The sequence below is a fragment of the Cognaticolwellia mytili genome (assembly GCF_002104475.1).
In the GTDB taxonomy this organism is placed as follows: Bacteria; Pseudomonadota; Gammaproteobacteria; order Enterobacterales; family Alteromonadaceae; genus Cognaticolwellia; species Cognaticolwellia mytili.
Genome location: NZ_NBOF01000001.1, coordinates 1 through 19,132, shown reverse-complemented (window position 1 = coordinate 19,132; position 19,132 = coordinate 1). Strand labels below are relative to the sequence as shown.

Below are 19,132 nucleotides of genomic sequence, written 5' to 3'. Positions count from 1 at the left end.
AAAAATCAAAGAAAGTTTATTCCAAAAACGATAAGAACATGAAAGAGGCTCACCCATTCAAATTAAGTTAATTGCTTTGGCTTTTACTATTTATTGCTAAACCGACAGTAAACCTAACAAGAAATTTGATATTATCATTTGAAATATTTATCCCTAGTAAAATTGCGACATTTTTTATCAATTATCCGACAACAAAGGATTTATTACTTATAAAACAATAAAGTGAATAAACACCCATGGATTCTCAATGTCGTTTTTTTAATAAAAAAAGTCTGTGAATTGCTATTCAAGTTAAGCAAGAGTCGAGATGATTAATCTCGATGAATCATCATCCAACAATAAAAATATACGTCCGATGCTGCAAAAGTTACTGCATTCAGCGTAAAAACAATTGGAGTCTTACTTAGATGAGAAATAATAAAGCACTAGGGCTAAGCGTATTAACGCTCTCAATACTGGCCGGAACAAGTAATCTAACAAGCGCACAAGCACTTGAAGCTTCAGCAATAGAGTTAGGAACTTCAGTCATTAAGCCGATTCTTATTGGCGCTAATAATACAATGGAACCTGTCAATACTGACTTTAGCCAATGGCCTGAAGAACAAAAAATTAAAAGTCGATCTTTTACTGACCGTATAATCGTAAAGTATAAGAGCGGTTTCGAAGCTCAAAAGTTAAATGGTTTTGCTTCAGAAGAAGCTATGCCATCAGGTTTAACAAAAAAAGCAGGAAAAAGTTTAAAGCATGTGAAAATACTTAAGAATGGCCAGCATGTTATTTCATTAGGTAAACAAAAACATATTGATGATGTTAAAGCGATGTTACTTGAGATTAATAGCCACGCTGATGTTGAATTTGCAGAACCAGATTATAAACGTTATTTTATGGCGCAAAACCAACCTTGGGGTATTTCGGATACACAATCTGATTTGTTATCTGATGGTGATGCTGCCAACATGACCGTTTGTATTATTGATTCTGGGTATGAGCGTGCAAATCCAGACTTAAATGCTAACAATGCATCCGGCACTAATAACTCAGGCACCGGTAACTGGTATCAAAATGGCGGCTCTCACGGTACGCATGTTGCCGGCACCATTGCTGCGGTAAATAACTCAGAAGGTGTTGTTGGTATCATGCCAAACACTAACGTCAACTTGCACATTGTTAAAGTATTTAACTCAGCAGGTTGGGGGTACACGGGGGAATTAGTTGATGCAGTTGACACGTGCGTAAATAACGGTGCTAAAGTTATTAACATGAGCTTAGGTGGTGCAGGTTCAAGCAACGCTGAACGTAACTCATTAAAAGCAGCTGCTGACGCTGGCGTTTTATTAATAGCAGCATCTGGTAATGACGGTGACACAACACTATCTTATCCTGCATCATATGATTCAGTTATGGCGGTTGGTGCACTCGATCAGAACAGGCAACACGCAGAGTTTTCTCAATATACCGCGCAAGTTGAAATTTCAGCTCCTGGTGAAGCAATATTATCAACAGTAGCTGGTGATGGCCGTTTAGGCTATATCACACTTGGGTCAACGGTATACGGCAATGACGAAGTAGTACCTCAAAACCATTATATCGAAAATGCAGGTAGCTTAACTAAAAGTAATGTGAACGGCTCTACTAATGGCGTTTTAGCTGCCTGTACAATTTCAGGCAGTAGTTATAACTGTTCAAATGTATCTGGTAATATTTGTTTAGCTGAACGTAATGACAACCAAAAAGGTAATAATCGTCCGGAAATTAATCCGGCAAAAGCATGTGCTGATGCGGGTGCATCAGGTGTAATCGTTTATAGTAATAGTGAGCGTCCAGGCCTACAAAATCCATTTTTAATAGATGCTACTTCTGCAGTAACTGTGCCCACGGTATCAGTAAATCGTCAGTTAGGTTTGCAGCTAATGAGTCAATTAGGATCAAATGCAAATTTAAATGTTGTTGGCGGTCAAAACTATGCTTATTACAACGGTACTTCGATGGCAACTCCGCATGTAACAGGCGTTGCAGCGTTAGTATGGAGCAACAACCCGAACTGTACAGCAACACAAGTACGAAATGCATTAAAATCTACAGCAATTGATTTAGGTACACCTGGGCGTGATGACAAAACTGGCTACGGCTTAGTACAAGCAAAAGCAGCTTCAGATGCTTTAGCTACGAGCTGTACAACGACACCACCTACAGGTAGTGGTGGTATACTGGAAAATGGTATAGCTAAAACAAACTTAACTGCCACAACGTCTGCTGAATTAAACTTCACGATGGAAGTTCCTGCAGGAGCAACTAACTTAAGCTTTAGTACGAATGGTGCAAACGGCGATGCCGATCTTTATGTTAAGTTTGGTTCAGCGCCAACGACCTCGTCGTCTGATTGCAAGTCAGAAAGTAGCAACAGCGTAGAATCATGCAGCATTTCAACGGCACAAGCAGGTACATACCACATTAAAGTAATAGGTTATTCTGCATTTTCAAATCTGAGCTTAACAGGTAACTACACTGAAGGTTCAACAGGCGGAGGAGCTACTGGTGGTAGCGCTTCAGTAACTGATGTTAGTGTTGCCCGTAGAGCTTGGACCTATTATAGCTTAGATGTACCAGCAGGTATGGCTACACTTGACTTTACAACAAGTGGCGGTACAGGTGATGCGGATTTATTCATTAAAAAAGGTAGTAATCCAACGTCATCTAGTCACGATTGTAAATCTGAAAATAGCAACAATAGCGAGTCGTGTGCTTTCACTAATCCAACGGCAGGTAAATGGCATATCGGCATCTATGGGTACCGTGCAGCCACAGGTATTAGTTTAAATGTTACGTACAACCCGTAGTAATTTAAAGTCAGCTCCTAATTAATATTGTAATTAGGGAAAGTGCATTATGGCTTTCCCTTTTTTATATCTACAACATTTTAATCGTATCCCCCCCGTTAACTACCCTTCCGAAGATGCCTTCAAATTTTATCATATGGCTAATGAGCATGAGTAAACATAACGTTTTCAATTTAATCACTCAATGGTATAGTCACGCCGTAATTTTTTAGGTGCTTATTACATTACTTTTTGAGTCGTAATCAAGAGAATAGGGAAATTGGTGTAAATCCAATACGTGCCCAACGCTGTAATGACGTATATACCTGTTCCACTTGAAGGTACTCTTTCAAGTAACTCGGGTATAAGTTTGTATAAAAACCACTGGTGATATTCACTGGGAAGGTGTCAAACCATAATTCATTGATCATGAGTTTACGTTTAAGTCAGAAGACCTGCCTAAAAAATCTAAGAAAGCGAAAGGCCGATCGCTGTAAAGATTCATTTAAGGGGAATACCATGGATTTCAACGTACAAAGAATCAATCAAGAACAAACTCATAATGCTGATGGCTATCAAGAGCAGCATAATTTCAGTGAACAAGACCAACACGGCTTATATAAAGCTATTTTTAATCGTCGTGACGTTCGTGGACAATTTTTACCTAAAGCAATCCCAAAACAAATATTGAGTCGCATACTTTACGCTGCCCATCACGCTCCATCAGTGGGCTTTATGCAACCTTGGGATTTTATTATTATACAATCGCCTGAAGTTAAAAATAAAATACATCAAGACTTCACTCTTGCTCATCAAGAAGCGCAGGCAATGTTCGATAACGATAAGCAAAGTAAGTATAAAAATTTAAAGCTCGAAGGCATTATTGAGTCACCAATAAATGTTTGTATCACCTGTGACCGAGAGCGTACCGGGAAAACAGTTATTGGCCGCACACATATGAAAGAGATGGATCTTTACAGTTCAGTTTGTGCAGTACAAAATTTTTGGCTTGCCGCGCGTACCGAAGGTGTTGGTGTCGGTTGGGTATCTATTTTACATCACGACGCACTAAGAAAAACACTTTCACTACCTGACAATATCGTTCCTATCGCCTACCTTTGTTTAGGCTATGTTAGTCACTTTAAAGAAAAGCCAGAATTAGAAACGGCAAACTGGTTACCGCGTAGACCAATTGACGAACTAGTGAGTTTCGATGCTTGGGGGAAGTCAGCAAGTAACAGCGACGAAAAATCTTTAATTGCTCAATTACAATCAGATGAAAAATTTCCGCACTCGTTTACTGATAAAAAATAATGTTGCGTTAATAAAAGTCCAGTTATCCTTATAGAAATAAAGGTGTTTACAAACAAACGCTTTTGTTTCTACCATTGCTTTTTGCTTGATATAATGCGGTGTCAGCTTGTTCAAATAACGCAGTCCAATTGAGTTCATCCTGTCGTTCAGCAATGCCAATTGATACCGATATTTTCGGTAAATACGCTTTGGAATCTCGCTGTTTCAAGGTTAATCCAGCTATTGCTAGTCTTATCTTTTCCGCTACTTCATAGGCCTGTGTCATGGTTTTGTTAACCATCACTACAACAAACTCCTCACCACCAAACCTGACAGCAATATCTTGTTCTGAAATAGTCGCCTTTATAACCTTAGCAATGCGTTGAATGACTTTGTCACCAATAAAGTGGCCAAATTGGTCATTAATATTTTTAAAGTGATCAATATCTATCGCTAAGGAAGAATGTACTTGTTCAATATCCAATGCTTGCAACTTAGTATCACAACCGCGACGATTAAATAAACCGGTCAGTGAATCAATAATAGCTTCATGCCTTGCCGCTTCTAGTTTTGATTTTAAAAAGCTCACTTCACCACAAGCGCGGGTTAACTCTAACGATAAGTCATTATGCTGCTGCTGAGATGTCGCAATACTCTTCATGAGAAAGGCCACGATATTTTGCATAGACTTCTGATATTCGTGCTGAGAAAGTGCTTTTTCTGCTTTTTTAAGATTCGAAGCAACCACTTTATCACTATCAACTTGTTCATTAATTTTTGCTAATGTCGATGTTAGTGACTTTTCAATCGGAGCAAGTATTTGCGTCTCAATAGCGTGGGAATTGGAAATATATTTTTCGAATAAGCTCTCAATGAAAGTTAAGTCTATTTCTTGATAGCTTTGAATATGCCGGTCCAATTCAGCAGTTAACTTTTCGTTGCGTTTACTGACATATAAGTAAATAACAGAATAATTCACAGGACTTGGTGGGATCTGATAATGAGATAAAAGCTCATTAGTTGATTCACTTATCTTCAAAGCTTCATCAAAATTATCTTTAATAAGCACAAACTTTCCTATTTACAACAAATAATTAAGTTAAATTCAAAAGTAACTGTAAACATTATGTTACCTATTATATAAGAGTATCTAAACAAGAACCTTTCAACAAGTACTATACGCCTAATCATTTAATAAAATCAGTATTTAGTTCAATAATTATTATTAATATCTAAGAAAAGTATTCGTGCACGCTTCGTTATAGAGCTTTTTTGCCAATTTATTATCATCGCCCTCATTTAAAAAGCTTAATTCGGTGTTTTTTTTGACTAATTTATGGTGATAAAGCAGAATCTGTTCAGCTTTTAACTTTAAAATTTAGAGAATATACATCATGAAAAAATTCGCTTCACTATGCTTTGCATTAGTGTCTACAGCAACGATAGCTGATGAAGGAATGTGGCAGCCGCATCAACTACCCAGTATTGCTAATAAATTAGTCGATGCAGGTTTAAAACTAGACCCTAATAGCCTCACTAACCTTACAAGCTTCCCAATGGGTGCTATCGTTAGCTTAGGGGGCTGCACAGCCTCATTTGTTTCCGATAAAGGCCTAGTTGCCACGAATCATCACTGTGTTTATGGCTCAATACAATATAATTCGACTGAAGAAAATAACTTACTTAAAAATGGTTTTTTAGCTAAATCATTTAAAGAGGAATTACCTGCAACTCCTGGTAGTCGTATTTATGTCACAGAAGAAATAACACCTGTGACGAAGATGATTAATGCTGCACTTAGTGAAAGCATGACTGGTGCAGAGCGCTTTAAAAGTATTGATAAAAGCTCAAAGTCTTTAGTTGCCGAGTGTGAGAGTGATAGTAAATATCGTTGTAGCGTCGTTAATTTTCATGGTGGATTAGAATATTACCTATTTAAACAACTGACCATTCGTGACGTACGTCTAGTACATGCGCCAGCGAGCAGCGTAGGCAAGTACGGTGGTGATATTGATAACTGGATGTGGCCACGCCACACTGGCGACTATGGCTTCTACCGTGCTTATGTTGGTAAAGATGGTCAACCGGCAGATTACAGCACTGATAACGTGCCTTATGAGCCTAAACATCATCTGAAGGTTAACAAAAGCAGTGTTGATGAAAATGATTACATCATGGTGCTAGGATACCCAGGTCGTACGAACCGCTACCGCACCGCGCTTGAAGTGGAAAACCAATTTACTTGGACCTATCCAAAAGCAAAAGCATACCGCGAAGAAATCATTAACCTAATTCATGACAACTCTGCACCAGGTAGTGACGCTCGAATTAAATATGAAAGCACACTAGCAAGCTTAGCCAACTACGCTAAAAATTATGGCAGCATGGTAGAAAGCTATAATAAGGGCACTACTCTTTCACGCAAGCAAGCACTAGAAGCAAAACTTAGTGCTTGGATTAATGCTGATGCGGCTCTCAAAAAGCAATACGGTGAAGCACTGAACGGCTTAAATAGCTTAATCAAGCAAGACCAGAAAAATCAAGCAAGAGATCTAATTTTAGGCTATTTCAACTATGGCAAAATGTTAAGCACAGCCAACCGCTTGTACCGTTTGTCACAAGAAAATACCAAACCCAACATTGAACGTAAGCGTGGTTATCAAGAACGTGATCTCGCTCGTTTTGAGCAAGGTATGAAAGCCGTTAATCGTCGTTACGATGCCGAAATTGACCAAAAAATAGTCCTCGCAATGTTTAGACATTACGTACAACTACCAAAAGCACTGCGTCTACAATCATTAGATATGTTTTTCGGTCTCGATAAAGGCTTTAATGAAGAACAATTTCAAGCCAAACTTACTAAGATGTACCAAACGACAGAATTGGATAAAGAAGCCACCCGTCTTAATTGGATGAGCAAATCGTCAAAAGATTTTGCTAACAGTAATGACCCGTTCATTCAACTTGCTGTAGCAACATCTGCTGAGCGTAAGCAACTTGAAGAAGCAAGCGAAGAACTTTCAGGCAATATTCAATCTTACCGTCCAAAATATATGGCGGCATTGATTGCTTATTTCAACTCAAAAAATCTTCCAGTATATGCTGACGCAAACAGCACACTACGAGTTACTTACGGAAATGTAAAAGGCTATTCACCACAAGACGGCTTAGTCGCTACTCCTTTTACTACGCTTGAAGGTATTGTAAGAAAAGATACGGGTATCAGCCCTTTCGATGCCCCTGAAAAAGAGCTGTCTCTTATTAAAAATAAACAATACGGTGAATATGTTAAAAAAGAACTTGGCAGTGTGCCAGTAAACTTTTTAGGCACGCTCGACATCACTGGCGGTAATTCTGGCTCTCCAACATTAAATGACAAAGCTGAATTTGTTGGGCTAGTTTTTGATGGCGTATATGAAAGTATTATTGGCGATTGGGATTACGATACTAAATTGAACCGCTCTATTCATGTTGATATTAAATATATGCTTTGGGTAATGGAGCACGTTGACGGTGCTACGAACCTAATCGAAGAAATGGATATTGTTGAATAAGTAATTATATTCGAACTAAAAATCCAGCTGTCGCTGGATTTTTTATCTTCGTACAAAAAAGTATTTGTTAGTTATTTTGTTCGCTTAAGTGCATTACAAATATGCAAAGTAACGTAGGGCCATAAACAGATAACTGACATACACCTCACCCCATGATTGAAAGCACCGCTAGTTTAGAAAGAACACACTATAGTGTAGACTTACAACTCCGTATCACGAAGGTTTAAGCACGAAGCTATGAGAAATATTACTTTACTTTTGCTAAGCCTATTCTGGGCGTCATTTACACAAGCCCAAAGTAAAGTCATTATTGCCTGTATTGACGATCACCCACCTTATCAATATTTGGGAAATAATCCACATGGAACTCATATTTCAGCACTTGAGGTACTCGCCAGTCTACTAGATAAAAAGTTGATATTTGTGCAGTCCCCCAACTTCGCAAGGTGTATTGCCATGTTGAAGAAAGGTGATGTAGATGTGATTGCTGGACTTAGTAAAACAACGCAACGGAGTAAGTTCGCAATTTATGCACCATTTAAACCCGCCGATGAGCTGAAGGTTATTTCAAAAGAAGGCATAGTCATCAATACTTATGATGATTTCAAAGAAAAAATAATTGGTGTTTCCCGAGGTGCAGCATACTTCCCTCGTTTTGATCATGACAATACTTTAGATAAAGTTTCAGTGCAAAGTGACCCTATTGGTTTTTCTCTGCTGCTTAAAGGTAGAATTGACTTGATAATGTTAAGTCCTGAATTATTGAAAACTTTTTCTGAAGAAATTAATAGCAAAAAGTTAAAAGTATCACCTATTGTTCTTGAAGAAGTTAGAAACAACGCAACATTTTTCGGTTTTAGCAAGTATCACAAACTAGGTTTAAGCAATAAAAATCTAGTCGAGAAAATAACAAGTGCCTACCAGAAAGGGCTTTTCAACTAAATGATAAGTTCTATAGATATAATATGGTTAATATTGCCTTTTTGATACATTAAGTTAAATTCTAACCGTCAATTTATGTAGTTAACTTCAGCTCTGCTTAAGCAACGCTATAGAATCAATTAGTTAAACGTCCATTTACGTTGTTGAAGAAACCAAATAGCTCACTATTTGGACACATAAACACCGATTAATAAGCTCTATTCCCTGCACTTCTTTAATAAAAGGCACATCCACTGCACCAGAAGTCAAAAATAAAACTAACTAAACATAATTGACGACGTTATTTAAATTTACTTTGCTTTAAAACAGTTTATTGAACTTTAAATACCGGAAAGACAAAATGATCTACACCGAAAAATCCTTTACGAACGTATACATATTTCTCATCAACGGCATATCCTCAACGCTTCCAACGCATAAAAATAAGCACACAAACGAAAACAAAGGCACTGGTGATAGGTAATACTAAGGAGTAATTTTCTAAAATAACCAACAGCGTTAGTACGGCTAAATAAATTGGCGCGGATAACACGCCAATGTAATGAATAAAAAAACGTTTACTAATCGCAGCAAAGTTAATATACCTAAAGCATTTTTAGGGTAAACATCAAGCGTAAGTCCAGCAAGCAGAGTTTCATGCCAATCAAACCAAGGTTGCAATCTGATAAATGTCAGTATTAGCACTAGTAAAATCATAAGTGCTGAAGCAATTTTGAAGCTTGTTGTCGCATAGCTAGACTCCAACGATTGCATTTTTATTTCATAAACATCAGGCAACTTAGCATCATATACTTACGGATTACTTTCAGCGGCGAGATCAATCATGAAAAATTCCTTATTATGCCAATATCTAAAGGTTGGTTTCTATATATTTTATTTACTACATCAAAGGTAAGTAGAATTTTAAGATAATTATAGCCACCAAATAACAAGCACAGTCATTACCAAGTATATTCTCAGTTCAGGCTCTTAACTAAAAAACAACAGAATAAGGTTTCAAACAAAGTGTTTATTCAAAGTACTTTTTGCTTATTTTCCAGCAGAGAATTTCGATATGCTGATGGACTATAACCCACATTTTTTTTAAAAGCGGTATTGAATGTTGACTTAGAATTGAAGCCAACATCAAAGGCAATACTAGTAACTAATTTATCACTATCCTGTAAAGCTAACTTCGCTTCCTCAATTCGAAAACCATTAACAAACTGAAAAAATTTGGTTTGTAAGAATTGCGAGAGTGTTTCTGATATGTGGTTTTCAGTTTCAGAAATTGACTCGGATAATTTGTTTAACGATAAATTATCCTGCAAGAACAACTTGTCTTCTCTCATTGCATGTTCTAGTTTTGACGCAATCAACTGCATTTTTTCAGTACTAAGTATAGCAGCCCTTTTCTGACCTTGATTCGACTGACTAGCAAGAGGCAACCCCTTATCAGAATCATTAAGCACTTTTTGGTTGAGTGCCTTCTGAATAAAAATCGCCAATGCTATCACCTCTAAAATAGGCAGTAATATGCCAGAGCCAAACCAACGCCAGCCCAAAGCACCAATTGAAAATTCGACGGCATACATTAACCATACTGTTCCCCAAATTAATAGTACGGGTCGAAACCAATCTAATGAACGTTGTTCTATTTCAGAAAAACGCTCCATCAGTTGTTGACGGTGACCATTATGAAGTTTTAAAGCGGCAACTAAATACAATAGCGTGTAGAAAATAAAAACAAAAGTGGTGAAAAAACAGGTAAATACGGCGATTTTCCAGAGTTCAGGGTCTCTCATTGATGGAGTAGCTAGAGCAATTTTCTCCGCTGGGCTGATCATAAGAATAAAGGGCAGCATACCCAACAACACAATAATGGGCCCAGACAGTGCCAATACCACCATACGTTTATCGGTACCCTTATCAGGAGACATAGAAGTATAAGCATAAAAATAGAGCGCCGGTCCAAGTAAAACTCTAAAGGGGCCGTGCACACCAACTAAGTTTGGCGCATAAACAAAAGCGCCTGAGTATAAAAAAAGCTCACCAGCAGAGTGTATCAGCAATAGCAACAACAGGCCTTTTAGGCATAAGTTTTGTCTATCGTTCGGCCTTTTGAAGACTTCTAATAATGCGAGTATTGTTATTCCCATGATGCAGGAATATAAAACTGTGGCTAAAACGTGGACCATACTATTACCAAAGAAAAAATTTATGACTCATTGAAATTATAAACCCAAAACCTACCCGAATCTACATATCACTTTAATGGTAATTCTGTTTACAACTAAAGAATGCACGAACAAGTCTACCTTCTTTTTAATTCGCTTTTTCAAGGTAATCATAGAGCAAATAATCAATTTTTTGTTGTGTACTAAAACGTAATTGCATTAGTGAAAAACGCTAATGTCATCGCCACCATGAATGTCATCAAGACAAGAAGCCGTTGGGATTGCTGTTTTTTCATGCTTTCATCAAATGCCGATACGATAAAAATCCACAGTGCAACTAAACTTAACGAAGCAAGTGCCAACAATGTAAAACTGGCACCACTTTTGGCCACTAGCAGGGCATTAATAGAAGCTCGCGAATAAAGCTTTAATTATCCGAACACGTTAGATACTAACCCTATATTCGCAGGTATAGCGGGCCATAAGGTTGATAACTAATGATTCAAGTAATGGCGAATCCACAAAAGCAGCGGATCTATCAACGTAAAACACCCTGCGATAATAAAAAACTGAAAGTCTCAACGATTAACGTTACTTGTGCTCATAGTTAAGCTTTCCATTTTTCACCTTCAAATTATTAATAGCTCTTCACTTTAAATGTTTGGCATTGGTAAAGTTAAATACGAGCACTTATGCCGTTAACTTCTTTGAGGAAAGAGCTGTTAATGAACTGATATCACTCTATTTTTTCCTTCTAATTGTTAGTAAAACAACCTGAACAGTTTTCAAAAAAAGTTAGAGGTTGTATGGATAATTGGCTTTCCACCCTTAGTTTCTTTACCGGTTTAAAAATAAAATCCTAATAATATCAACGACAATTGAGTTGAAACTACTCTACCGTTTCTGATTGTTTCGGTTTTTCGTCCAAGTTAAACCCTTTTACAATTAACCAAAGTGGTAGAATGAACTCAAACAAAGCGCCAGGAATATACAGCAATGCTCCGCCTAAACTAACGTCAAAAAAGTCAAACAGAATTTTCAGCAAAAGAGCAAAATAGCCCAATAGACCTAAACCCGAGAGTAGTCTTGGCACAAGTCGGTATTGGTAGAACGTTATACATAGAATAAAACCGCACATTGCCAGAGGAATCATGCCCATTTGAAAGTCATAATAACGTTCGGCTCTCAGAACGGTAGCCATTGTATGCAAATGTTCAACGTTATTGACAGTAGTTTCAACGAGCTCTTTACTCAATCTCATCATTGACAATAAAGCGACAGCCCCTATTAGTAACATAACCGCTTCGATGAGCCTAAATGCGACATAGCCGAGTGCGATCCTTTCATTGTATTGCTTAACGATGGGGTAAATAACTATCGCAATACCTACTACAGCCGCTGAGTTTATAAACTCCAGTAGCACGGCGGTGGTCACAGAATATTTATTAGGATAAAACAGTTCCAGATAATCGGGAGAACTAAATAGCTCACCGATGAGTGAACTAGCAACCATATACGAGGAAGTTGAAATAAGAAATAATGCGCCCACCATACGTGCCGCGAATAAACTAGACATAGTGTATTTCCTTAAAGTTATTAGTATTAAAAATTATCAACAGCGATGCGAGTTTAATTTCTTAACTTTCTGCCCTGCTTACATAATTTGTTGAATGAAGATTAGTTACTTATAGACCTGCTGTCGTTCAAATGGGCCTATTCGAACGTGTTTTTTAGTACTTTTTACTTTTTTTATAGTCAAATAACAAAATAATACGGTTTAAAAATGGAGCAATCCCAATAAATGAATTGCCCTACTTCATTGTCTCTAACTTGAAACAACATTTAGAATGTAATTGGTCCGCCTGACAAGACCTTTAATAAGAAAGGTATATAGCCAACCATGCCCATAATCATAAGCATAGTAATTACTAACAACAAACCACTGGTTGCATACTTAACACTGTCACTGCCTCTTTCCTTCGCGTAAAAATATAATTGCAACGTTAGTAGCGGTAAAACATAACAGCCAAATGTCCACATATAAAAAAACGGGTCGCCAAAAGCAGGGGTCATTCCCAATATGTTTCCTGTTACTAGGTAGCTAAATGTACCCACTCTTAATATCCATTGAGCATTTGAGACGAAAAATAGTCTCAAGGCCCATTTTCGGTGGTTAGCAATATCCTTTTTAATCGCTAAGCGCACGGTTAAATAAGCAAATGCTAATATTAAAAAACCATTAATCGTTGTACCTATTTCAGGAACACCTATTGGGCTGGTGTCTCTTATCCATACTAGATAGAAGCCAGAAACGGCTAAAAAGAAGACCGTTATGAGATAGACATAGCCATTAATTTTATGAAATTTTGGAAAGGAGTTTCGAACTTTGGGTATGAGCTGCAATGCACCACCAAAAGCCACTATACCGGCACCGATAGCGTGGGCAATAAATGCAAGGTTACCAGAAAAATCTCCTGCGCGGTAAGGAGTGACGCCGAAGCGTTCAAACACGACATTCAAATATTCCATATTATCGTTTATTACTGAGTCCCCGTAGAACCCCATAATGTAGTAAAAGAAAAACCATTGCCCAAATAACGCCGTAACAAACCAAAACACGGTAACGTATTTCAAAGATTGATTAGCAATTTTCTTAGGTTTTCTTTGCTGTCCATCTGCTTTTATCGTCTCATTTCTTATTGGCGAGCCAGAAACACCACCACGTATATTTTCCATTTTAACCCCTTATTCTCTACATCAATGTTGAGTAGTATGGGGAAATGACTAACAAATTCGCCCAAATGGGCCTATTCGAACGTATTTTTCAATTAAATCGCTTTTTTTGCTGTTTCTAAAGGCTGGGGATACACCTATTGATTTTAAGTCAACGTGTTATTCATCAATATAAAATTAAATAAAACCGCTCATTGACAAGCAATAATCAGCTGTGATTTAAAGAGATATATTCAAGTGACATCATTAAAAAAGGCCAACCAATTGCAGCTTGCCTTTGAGGTTATTTTACCGGGGAATTAACCAACTTAATTATAGATATAGGAATAAGCTTGGCATTGAATCATAGATTTAGTGTTGTCAAAAGTCATTGAGCATTACTCTGCGCTCAATAACTAATGAGGATAAGCAACAACCCAATCAGTGCTCTCATCACCCTGCTTATCAAATTTATATTTAATAGAAGAAAAACCACAAACCTTGACCAGACCATTAAAGTCAAAAGGTTGTTTTACTCCCTCTTTTGGTGCCATGAATGCAGCATCGCTTGGTATCGCAATATTTTCATGTTCGGCAGAGATAACAAATGCGGCTTCAGCTAATATTAGGTCATTATTATGACGCTTAATAAGCTCAGCATTCCCTAAACTATTGCCGTCTAAATCTTTAAACTCAAACTCTTCTGGATGATTAATTTCAATAACATCCCCCTCATTAAGTTGATATGCAATTAACATGTTTACCATTACTTACTTCTCCTAGTTTAATTTACTTCTTAATGATTTAAAGGTGCTTACTTGGCTATAACCTAGTAGATATATTACGCTAAAATAACAGACGATTATTGATATGAACACACCCAAAGCCAGATACTGTTAATAATTAGGTGCTAGTTACCATAGTAGGAGAAAATAATGTTTTTTAGTGGCATGACAAACAATGAATAAATCAGTTAACGGTAGCCTACGAAATGATTAGTATAAAAAGCTTGTCTGCTTTATATACCAATGCTATAAAAATAACACTCTTGAAAAAGTAACAATTAACCGTAGGTTTAGATATGGATTATCGCGAGTCAACAATAAGCTTAGGCACAACTGACAAATTACTTTGCCCTTGTTGTGGTAGCCACAAACATCGTGTCAATTCAGTTATCACTTATGCTTTTTACTTTTTTGAGTACCTACCTATTTTTCCGGTAAAGCGTGATACACAAGTACAATGTTCGAAGTGTCAGCACTTTTCTAATAACACAGCTGATCGAAAATTAATTTTTTCTGATTTTGGCTTAGCACTTTTCAATAAGCTGCGCTTACTTAGCACTTTTGCAGGTAGCATCCTTATCATCTTATTGCTGAGTTATTACTTTTCTGAAGAGCAGCAAAAGAATCGTCAGAGCCAAGCTTATATTGAAGCCCCCAAAATTAACGATTTTTATTATTTAGACTATCGAAAAGTATCAGGTGATCTACGTCCACATAACAACTATCGACTTGCTAAAATTGTCGATATTACCGGTGGTATAGTATCGCTTACTTATGGTAACTACTTTTACCCGATGAAAAGTTCTTTAAGCAATAGTCTACGTTTTGGCCATAGTACTAATTTTGATTATTTCGAACAAAGGCGTCAAAACTTTTCTTATGCTGAATTAGATAAATTATTCCAGCAAGGTTTCATTGAGCGCGTAGTACGGCCAGAGTTTAATATGATCGGTAGAAATAAAGCCGTTTATATGATTAATGGTAACCCTGTGACCAACTCAACAATGGCAAAAGAAGAGTGGCGTTATATTTCAGGAAAACGACAAAACACTCAGGGTATGGCTTTCCTTAAAGAAATTTATATTGAAGATAGGTTTGAACAAGCTTTTGTTTTATTGAAACAATCAGCAGAATTAGGCTACGCACCAGGACAAACTAACTTAGCTGAACTCTACTTAATGGGTATTAAAGGAAGTCGAGACATTGAAAATGCTACTCATTGGTTATTCCAGGCAGCTTTGCAAGGTTATCAGCCAGCAATAGAGAAATATCGCATACTCTGCCAATCAGAAGAAGTGTGTCAAATTGAAGACTTTTATCAAGCATTAAATGAATCAGGTACAAGTTATCGAATAAATTAGAAATCAGACTAATTAAGTATTAGATCTAATAATACTAGACCGTACTTTAAGCGACCAGGCAACATTGACTTCAATAACTTAACCATAGATTTAAATACGGCACTCAATTCAATTTTTTAAATTACACCCTGCTAGCGCCGATTTTTATTTATCTATCTTTTTGATATTGCTATGTTGGCCAAACAAAAGGAGTCGGCTTCTCAGAAGTAGTTTGAGTTACTGCTGTTTTTTGAGCAAGTATTCCCCTAATTGCGTTACCGGTTCCCTTATGTTTGCTACAAAAAGTTTTCAGATATAAAATTTCAACTCTACTGCGTGCCCAAGGGGTTGTGCGGAGAAATTTTAAACTTGATTTAAGACGTGGCTTATTAAGGAAACAACGAATATTAAGCAACTCACCCATCTTATCCCAACCAACTTCTTTCTCCAGTTCTGTTAGAATTTGCTCAAGTTTCACGCCGTGTAGTGGCTCATTACTTTTATTCATTTGCTACCTAAAATCAAAAAGTAGTATTGTACCAAGTTTCTTAAATATAAACAGGCTTATACTTTTGACACAGGTAAAGATATATTGATGAATATATATTCAAATAGCCGAGAAAACTTACTACGTTCCAGCTCTCACCTTATTCTACTGAGAAAAACAACGCCGACGATAAAGTACCTTCCGAAAAATACAATGATGGTACGATGAACTACTTGCTACTGGCTTAGGGTTATATATGCTAGAATTCAACAATATTATTTATTTAAAATTATTAGGCCTATTTCATGTCTGAACATTCAATTTTCGACATTTGTGTTGAACCGATAGAACTTTATAAGTTACTCAAAATATCCAACATGGTTGGTGGCGGCGAAGCTAAAACCATGATCAGTGAAGGTAATATTTCAGTAAATAATAAAGTTACAATTCAAAAACGTAAAAAAATTCGCCACGGCGATATTATCGAATTGAACGGTAAAACAATTGAAATCGCTTATAACCCAAGCAAAAAATCAGCAGAATTTATCGATGCTGTAGTTTCTGTAAATAAAAATGCCAAAAAGAAGAAAAGAGCTAGAATCAAATCGTTCGCTACTTCATCAAAAACAGCGGCAGAGCCATCAACAGAGTCATCGAAAAAAAATCCGACTTAGCGTTAATTATTCGTTAAAAATTGAAAGTAGTTAAAAATAAACTAAAACGAAAAGCTTAATATAGAGGCTTTTCGTTTTTTTGAAAATAACTAAATAACCACCTTAGAAAAATGATGCTTTGTTTCGCCTCAGGCTAGACTGTATCAATACAGAAGAGCTTGCCATCGTATCCCCTCCAATCCCAATGAAGTGAAACTCATTAACGAGCTAATTTATGCTTGTTCCTATTTTCTTTTATTTCTTGTTCTCTGAGGTTTTTTAACCGGTTTCTTTTTCTTTATTTTCTGAGTCACTTTTAAAAACTCTTTATGAAAAGGCTGCTCTGTTTCGACAGGAATAACTTGCCCTATGCTGTTTTCAATCGTCGTTAGTTGCCTTACATCATTTTCTACGGCAAATGAAATCGCCATACCACTTTTCCCTGCACGAGCCGTTCGCCCTATACGGTGTATATAGTTTCTTGGGTCTTCAGGCAGATTATAGTTAATAACTAACGTTATGTTATCCACATCAATGCCACGAGCAGCGACATCAGTGGCAACTAATACTCTTAAATTTTCATCTTTAAAGCTTTGCAAGGCTTCTTCCCTCATGGCTTGGGTTTTCCCACTATGAAGACTCGCCGCAGTTATTGACGCTTCTTCGAGTGCTTTGACAATAATGTCAGCGCCATACTTTGTTTTACAAAAAACAAGTACTTTTTCAAAGTCAGGATTTTTCAATATGTAAAATAGTAAAGAAACTTTATTTGATTTTTCAAGGTGATATACACTCTGGTTAACCAAATCAATGGTAACTGTTTGCGCAGCAATTTCAATTTTGGTTGGTTTGATTAATATTGCTTGTGCAAGTATCTCTATTTCAGCAGGCATAGTCGCTGAAAATAGCAGTGTTTGTCGGCGTTTTGGCAGCTTAGATATAATATTTTGAACATCATTAAAGAATCCCATATCAAGCATTGTGTCCGCTTCATCTAACACAAAAACTTCCAACGCTTCAAAATGTATATCGCCAGTTTCAATTAAGTCTAATAACCGTCCAGGAGTAGCCACTAAAATATCAAGCCCGAGTGCAATAGCATCTACTTGCCCTTGTCTGCCGACACCGCCATAAACAACTTTAGTTTTAAGTCCTAAGCCCTCAGAATAATCATCAATGTTTTGCACAATTTGTGAGGCTAACTCTCTTGTTGGCGTAAGAATAAGCGAGCGCGTACTCTTCGCTTTGATATCAATTTTGTTTCGTCCAAAGTTATTGATAATAGGTAATGAAAAGGCCGCCGTTTTACCTGTACCCGTTTGCGCTATACCCAACAAATCATTGCCATTAATAAGCGCAGGAATACATTCTTTTTGGATCGGTGTCGGCTGTTTGTAGCCTTTAAGGCTAAGGCGGTCAATAATTGACGCTAAAAGTGAAAAGGCTTTAAATTCTGACATGCTACTTCGTTATGCTTTAATCAATAGCCCAGTATTCTAACAGAATGCTTTAACGTATTTAAGTCGTATTCTAAATGACTATTCCTCCCAAATACTTCTGAGCATATGTTGAATCGTTGTTCTGGATATGGACACCTAATCTGAAGTATGCATTAGCATCCATATTATCAAGGCTAGATGGCAATTTGTCACAAAGTTAATGATTGATAATTTATCAAAGCGAGTTTATAAAAGATAAGTAATAACTTAATTATTTTACACTCCACCTCAAATGCGTAGTTAATTTTGGCACATAGCCATAATATCAAGGCATATAGGAAATACTAATGCGCTATGGAACTGCATGGATGTAGTCATTAGAACAACGCTGAAGTAGTTCTCGAGATGGCAAGAAGCGAGTGACGCTATAGTAAGTAGTAAAAGTGTAGACGACAAGAATCCCGACTCTTTCGAATCGGGCTTTTCTTAATAGAAGTCTAGCAATGACGTGCATGGATTTTCTAATGCAACGATGCCAGGATGGCAATGAATTGTGTGCTACTGACGCATAGGACATACAAACGCCGTAAGCACATGGATGTGCAGGAACGGACTCACATAATAGAGAACAACTCCCACTCGCTATGAACCAGCGACGCTAATTCATATTTTAAAACTTTAAACGCCTAACAGCAAAAAGCCCGACTCTTTCGAGTCGGGCTTTTCTTAATAGAAGCCTAGCAATGTCCTACTCTCACATGGGAACTCCCACACTACCATCGGCGCTAACACATTTCACTACTGAGTTCGGAATGGGATCAGGTGGGGCTATGTCGCTATTGTCGCTAGACAAAAAAGTTAATCTAGAAAGCATTTATAAATACGTTAGTGTCTTATTCAATTCTTTATGTACGTGTCACTCTTGCGAGTATTGTCAAACTTACCTACAAAACCA

At 37.1% G+C, this 19,132-nt stretch carries 14 protein-coding genes, 1 rRNA gene and 1 riboswitch; of the genes, 6 read left to right on the top strand and 9 right to left on the bottom strand.

From position 1 onward, the window contains the following. Nucleotides 1-407 precede the first annotated feature (407 nt). Nucleotides 408-2,837 (top strand): S8 family serine peptidase, encoded by a 2,430-nt coding sequence (locus B7C41_RS20550; RefSeq protein WP_085296730.1) that lies wholly within the window; start codon nucleotides 408-410, stop codon nucleotides 2,835-2,837. A 193-nt stretch (nucleotides 2,838-3,030) separates the two neighbouring features. Continuing rightward, nucleotides 3,031-3,293, top strand: a riboswitch (cobalamin riboswitch). 42 nt (nucleotides 3,294-3,335) lie between these two features. Further along, nucleotides 3,336-4,130, top strand: coding sequence for a 5,6-dimethylbenzimidazole synthase (gene bluB / locus B7C41_RS00070; RefSeq protein WP_085296729.1), 795 nt, complete (start codon nucleotides 3,336-3,338; stop codon nucleotides 4,128-4,130). A gap of 46 nt (nucleotides 4,131-4,176) precedes the next feature. On the opposite strand, the gene B7C41_RS00065 is transcribed toward bluB, so the two are convergent. Further along, nucleotides 4,177-5,178 carry a GGDEF domain-containing protein gene (locus B7C41_RS00065; protein WP_085296728.1) on the bottom strand — a complete coding sequence of 334 codons (1,002 nt, stop codon included), beginning with the start codon at nucleotides 5,176-5,178 and terminating at the stop codon, nucleotides 4,177-4,179. 325 nt (nucleotides 5,179-5,503) lie between these two features. Here B7C41_RS00065 and B7C41_RS00060 point away from each other — a divergent pair, with 325 nt between their 5' ends. Together B7C41_RS00060 and B7C41_RS00055 are read left to right on the top strand one after the other, a co-directional pair. Then, nucleotides 5,504-7,663 carry a S46 family peptidase gene (locus B7C41_RS00060; protein WP_085296727.1) on the top strand — a complete coding sequence of 720 codons (2,160 nt, stop codon included), beginning with the start codon at nucleotides 5,504-5,506 and terminating at the stop codon, nucleotides 7,661-7,663. A gap of 237 nt (nucleotides 7,664-7,900) precedes the next feature. Further along, the gene (locus B7C41_RS00055) at nucleotides 7,901-8,605 is read left to right on the top strand and encodes a substrate-binding periplasmic protein (RefSeq protein WP_085296726.1); all 705 of its coding nucleotides are present in this window, start codon (nucleotides 7,901-7,903) and stop codon (nucleotides 8,603-8,605) included. 1,013 nt (nucleotides 8,606-9,618) lie between these two features. Here B7C41_RS00055 and B7C41_RS00045 read toward each other — a convergent pair. The 5 genes from B7C41_RS00045 to B7C41_RS00030 all read right to left on the bottom strand — a co-directional run bounded on the left by B7C41_RS00045 (nucleotide 9,619) and on the right by B7C41_RS00030 (nucleotide 14,240). Beyond that, nucleotides 9,619-10,782, bottom strand: coding sequence for a helix-turn-helix transcriptional regulator (locus B7C41_RS00045; protein ID WP_085296724.1), 1,164 nt, complete (start codon nucleotides 10,780-10,782; stop codon nucleotides 9,619-9,621). Nucleotides 10,783-10,964: 182 nt separating this feature from the next. After that, a complete protein-coding gene (locus B7C41_RS20005; protein WP_143764253.1) occupies nucleotides 10,965-11,153 on the bottom strand; it encodes a hypothetical protein in 189 nt (62 codons plus the stop codon). Between the two features lie 497 nt (nucleotides 11,154-11,650). After that, nucleotides 11,651-12,337 carry a DUF4386 domain-containing protein gene (locus B7C41_RS00040; RefSeq protein WP_085296723.1) on the bottom strand — a complete coding sequence of 229 codons (687 nt, stop codon included), beginning with the start codon at nucleotides 12,335-12,337 and terminating at the stop codon, nucleotides 11,651-11,653. Nucleotides 12,338-12,603: 266 nt separating this feature from the next. Next, nucleotides 12,604-13,497: a DUF2306 domain-containing protein gene (locus tag B7C41_RS00035; protein ID WP_085296722.1), complete on the bottom strand. Its 894-nt coding sequence runs from the start codon at nucleotides 13,495-13,497 to the stop codon at nucleotides 12,604-12,606. A 392-nt stretch (nucleotides 13,498-13,889) separates the two neighbouring features. Continuing rightward, on the bottom strand, nucleotides 13,890-14,240 hold the full coding sequence (locus B7C41_RS00030; RefSeq protein WP_085296721.1) for a hypothetical protein: 351 nt from the start codon (nucleotides 14,238-14,240) through the stop codon (nucleotides 13,890-13,892). A 314-nt stretch (nucleotides 14,241-14,554) separates the two neighbouring features. Between B7C41_RS00030 and B7C41_RS00025 the strand changes: the two genes are divergently transcribed. Beyond that, a complete protein-coding gene (locus tag B7C41_RS00025; protein ID WP_085296720.1) occupies nucleotides 14,555-15,619 on the top strand; it encodes a tetratricopeptide repeat protein in 1,065 nt (354 codons plus the stop codon). 169 nt (nucleotides 15,620-15,788) lie between these two features. Here B7C41_RS00025 and B7C41_RS00020 read toward each other — a convergent pair whose 3' ends face one another. Continuing rightward, nucleotides 15,789-16,106, bottom strand: coding sequence for a VF530 family protein (locus B7C41_RS00020; protein ID WP_085296719.1), 318 nt, complete (start codon nucleotides 16,104-16,106; stop codon nucleotides 15,789-15,791). A gap of 284 nt (nucleotides 16,107-16,390) precedes the next feature. Between B7C41_RS00020 and B7C41_RS00015 the strand changes: the two genes are divergently transcribed. Then, nucleotides 16,391-16,759 (top strand): RNA-binding S4 domain-containing protein, encoded by a 369-nt coding sequence (locus B7C41_RS00015; protein ID WP_085296718.1) that lies wholly within the window; start codon nucleotides 16,391-16,393, stop codon nucleotides 16,757-16,759. A gap of 224 nt (nucleotides 16,760-16,983) precedes the next feature. Here B7C41_RS00015 and B7C41_RS00010 read toward each other — a convergent pair whose 3' ends face one another. Further along, complete coding sequence (locus tag B7C41_RS00010) at nucleotides 16,984-18,198, bottom strand: DEAD/DEAH box helicase (protein WP_085296717.1); 1,215 nt, start codon at nucleotides 18,196-18,198, stop codon at nucleotides 16,984-16,986. A gap of 714 nt (nucleotides 18,199-18,912) precedes the next feature. Then, nucleotides 18,913-19,027, bottom strand: a 5S ribosomal RNA gene (gene rrf, locus B7C41_RS00005). Nucleotides 19,028-19,132 lie beyond the last annotated feature (105 nt).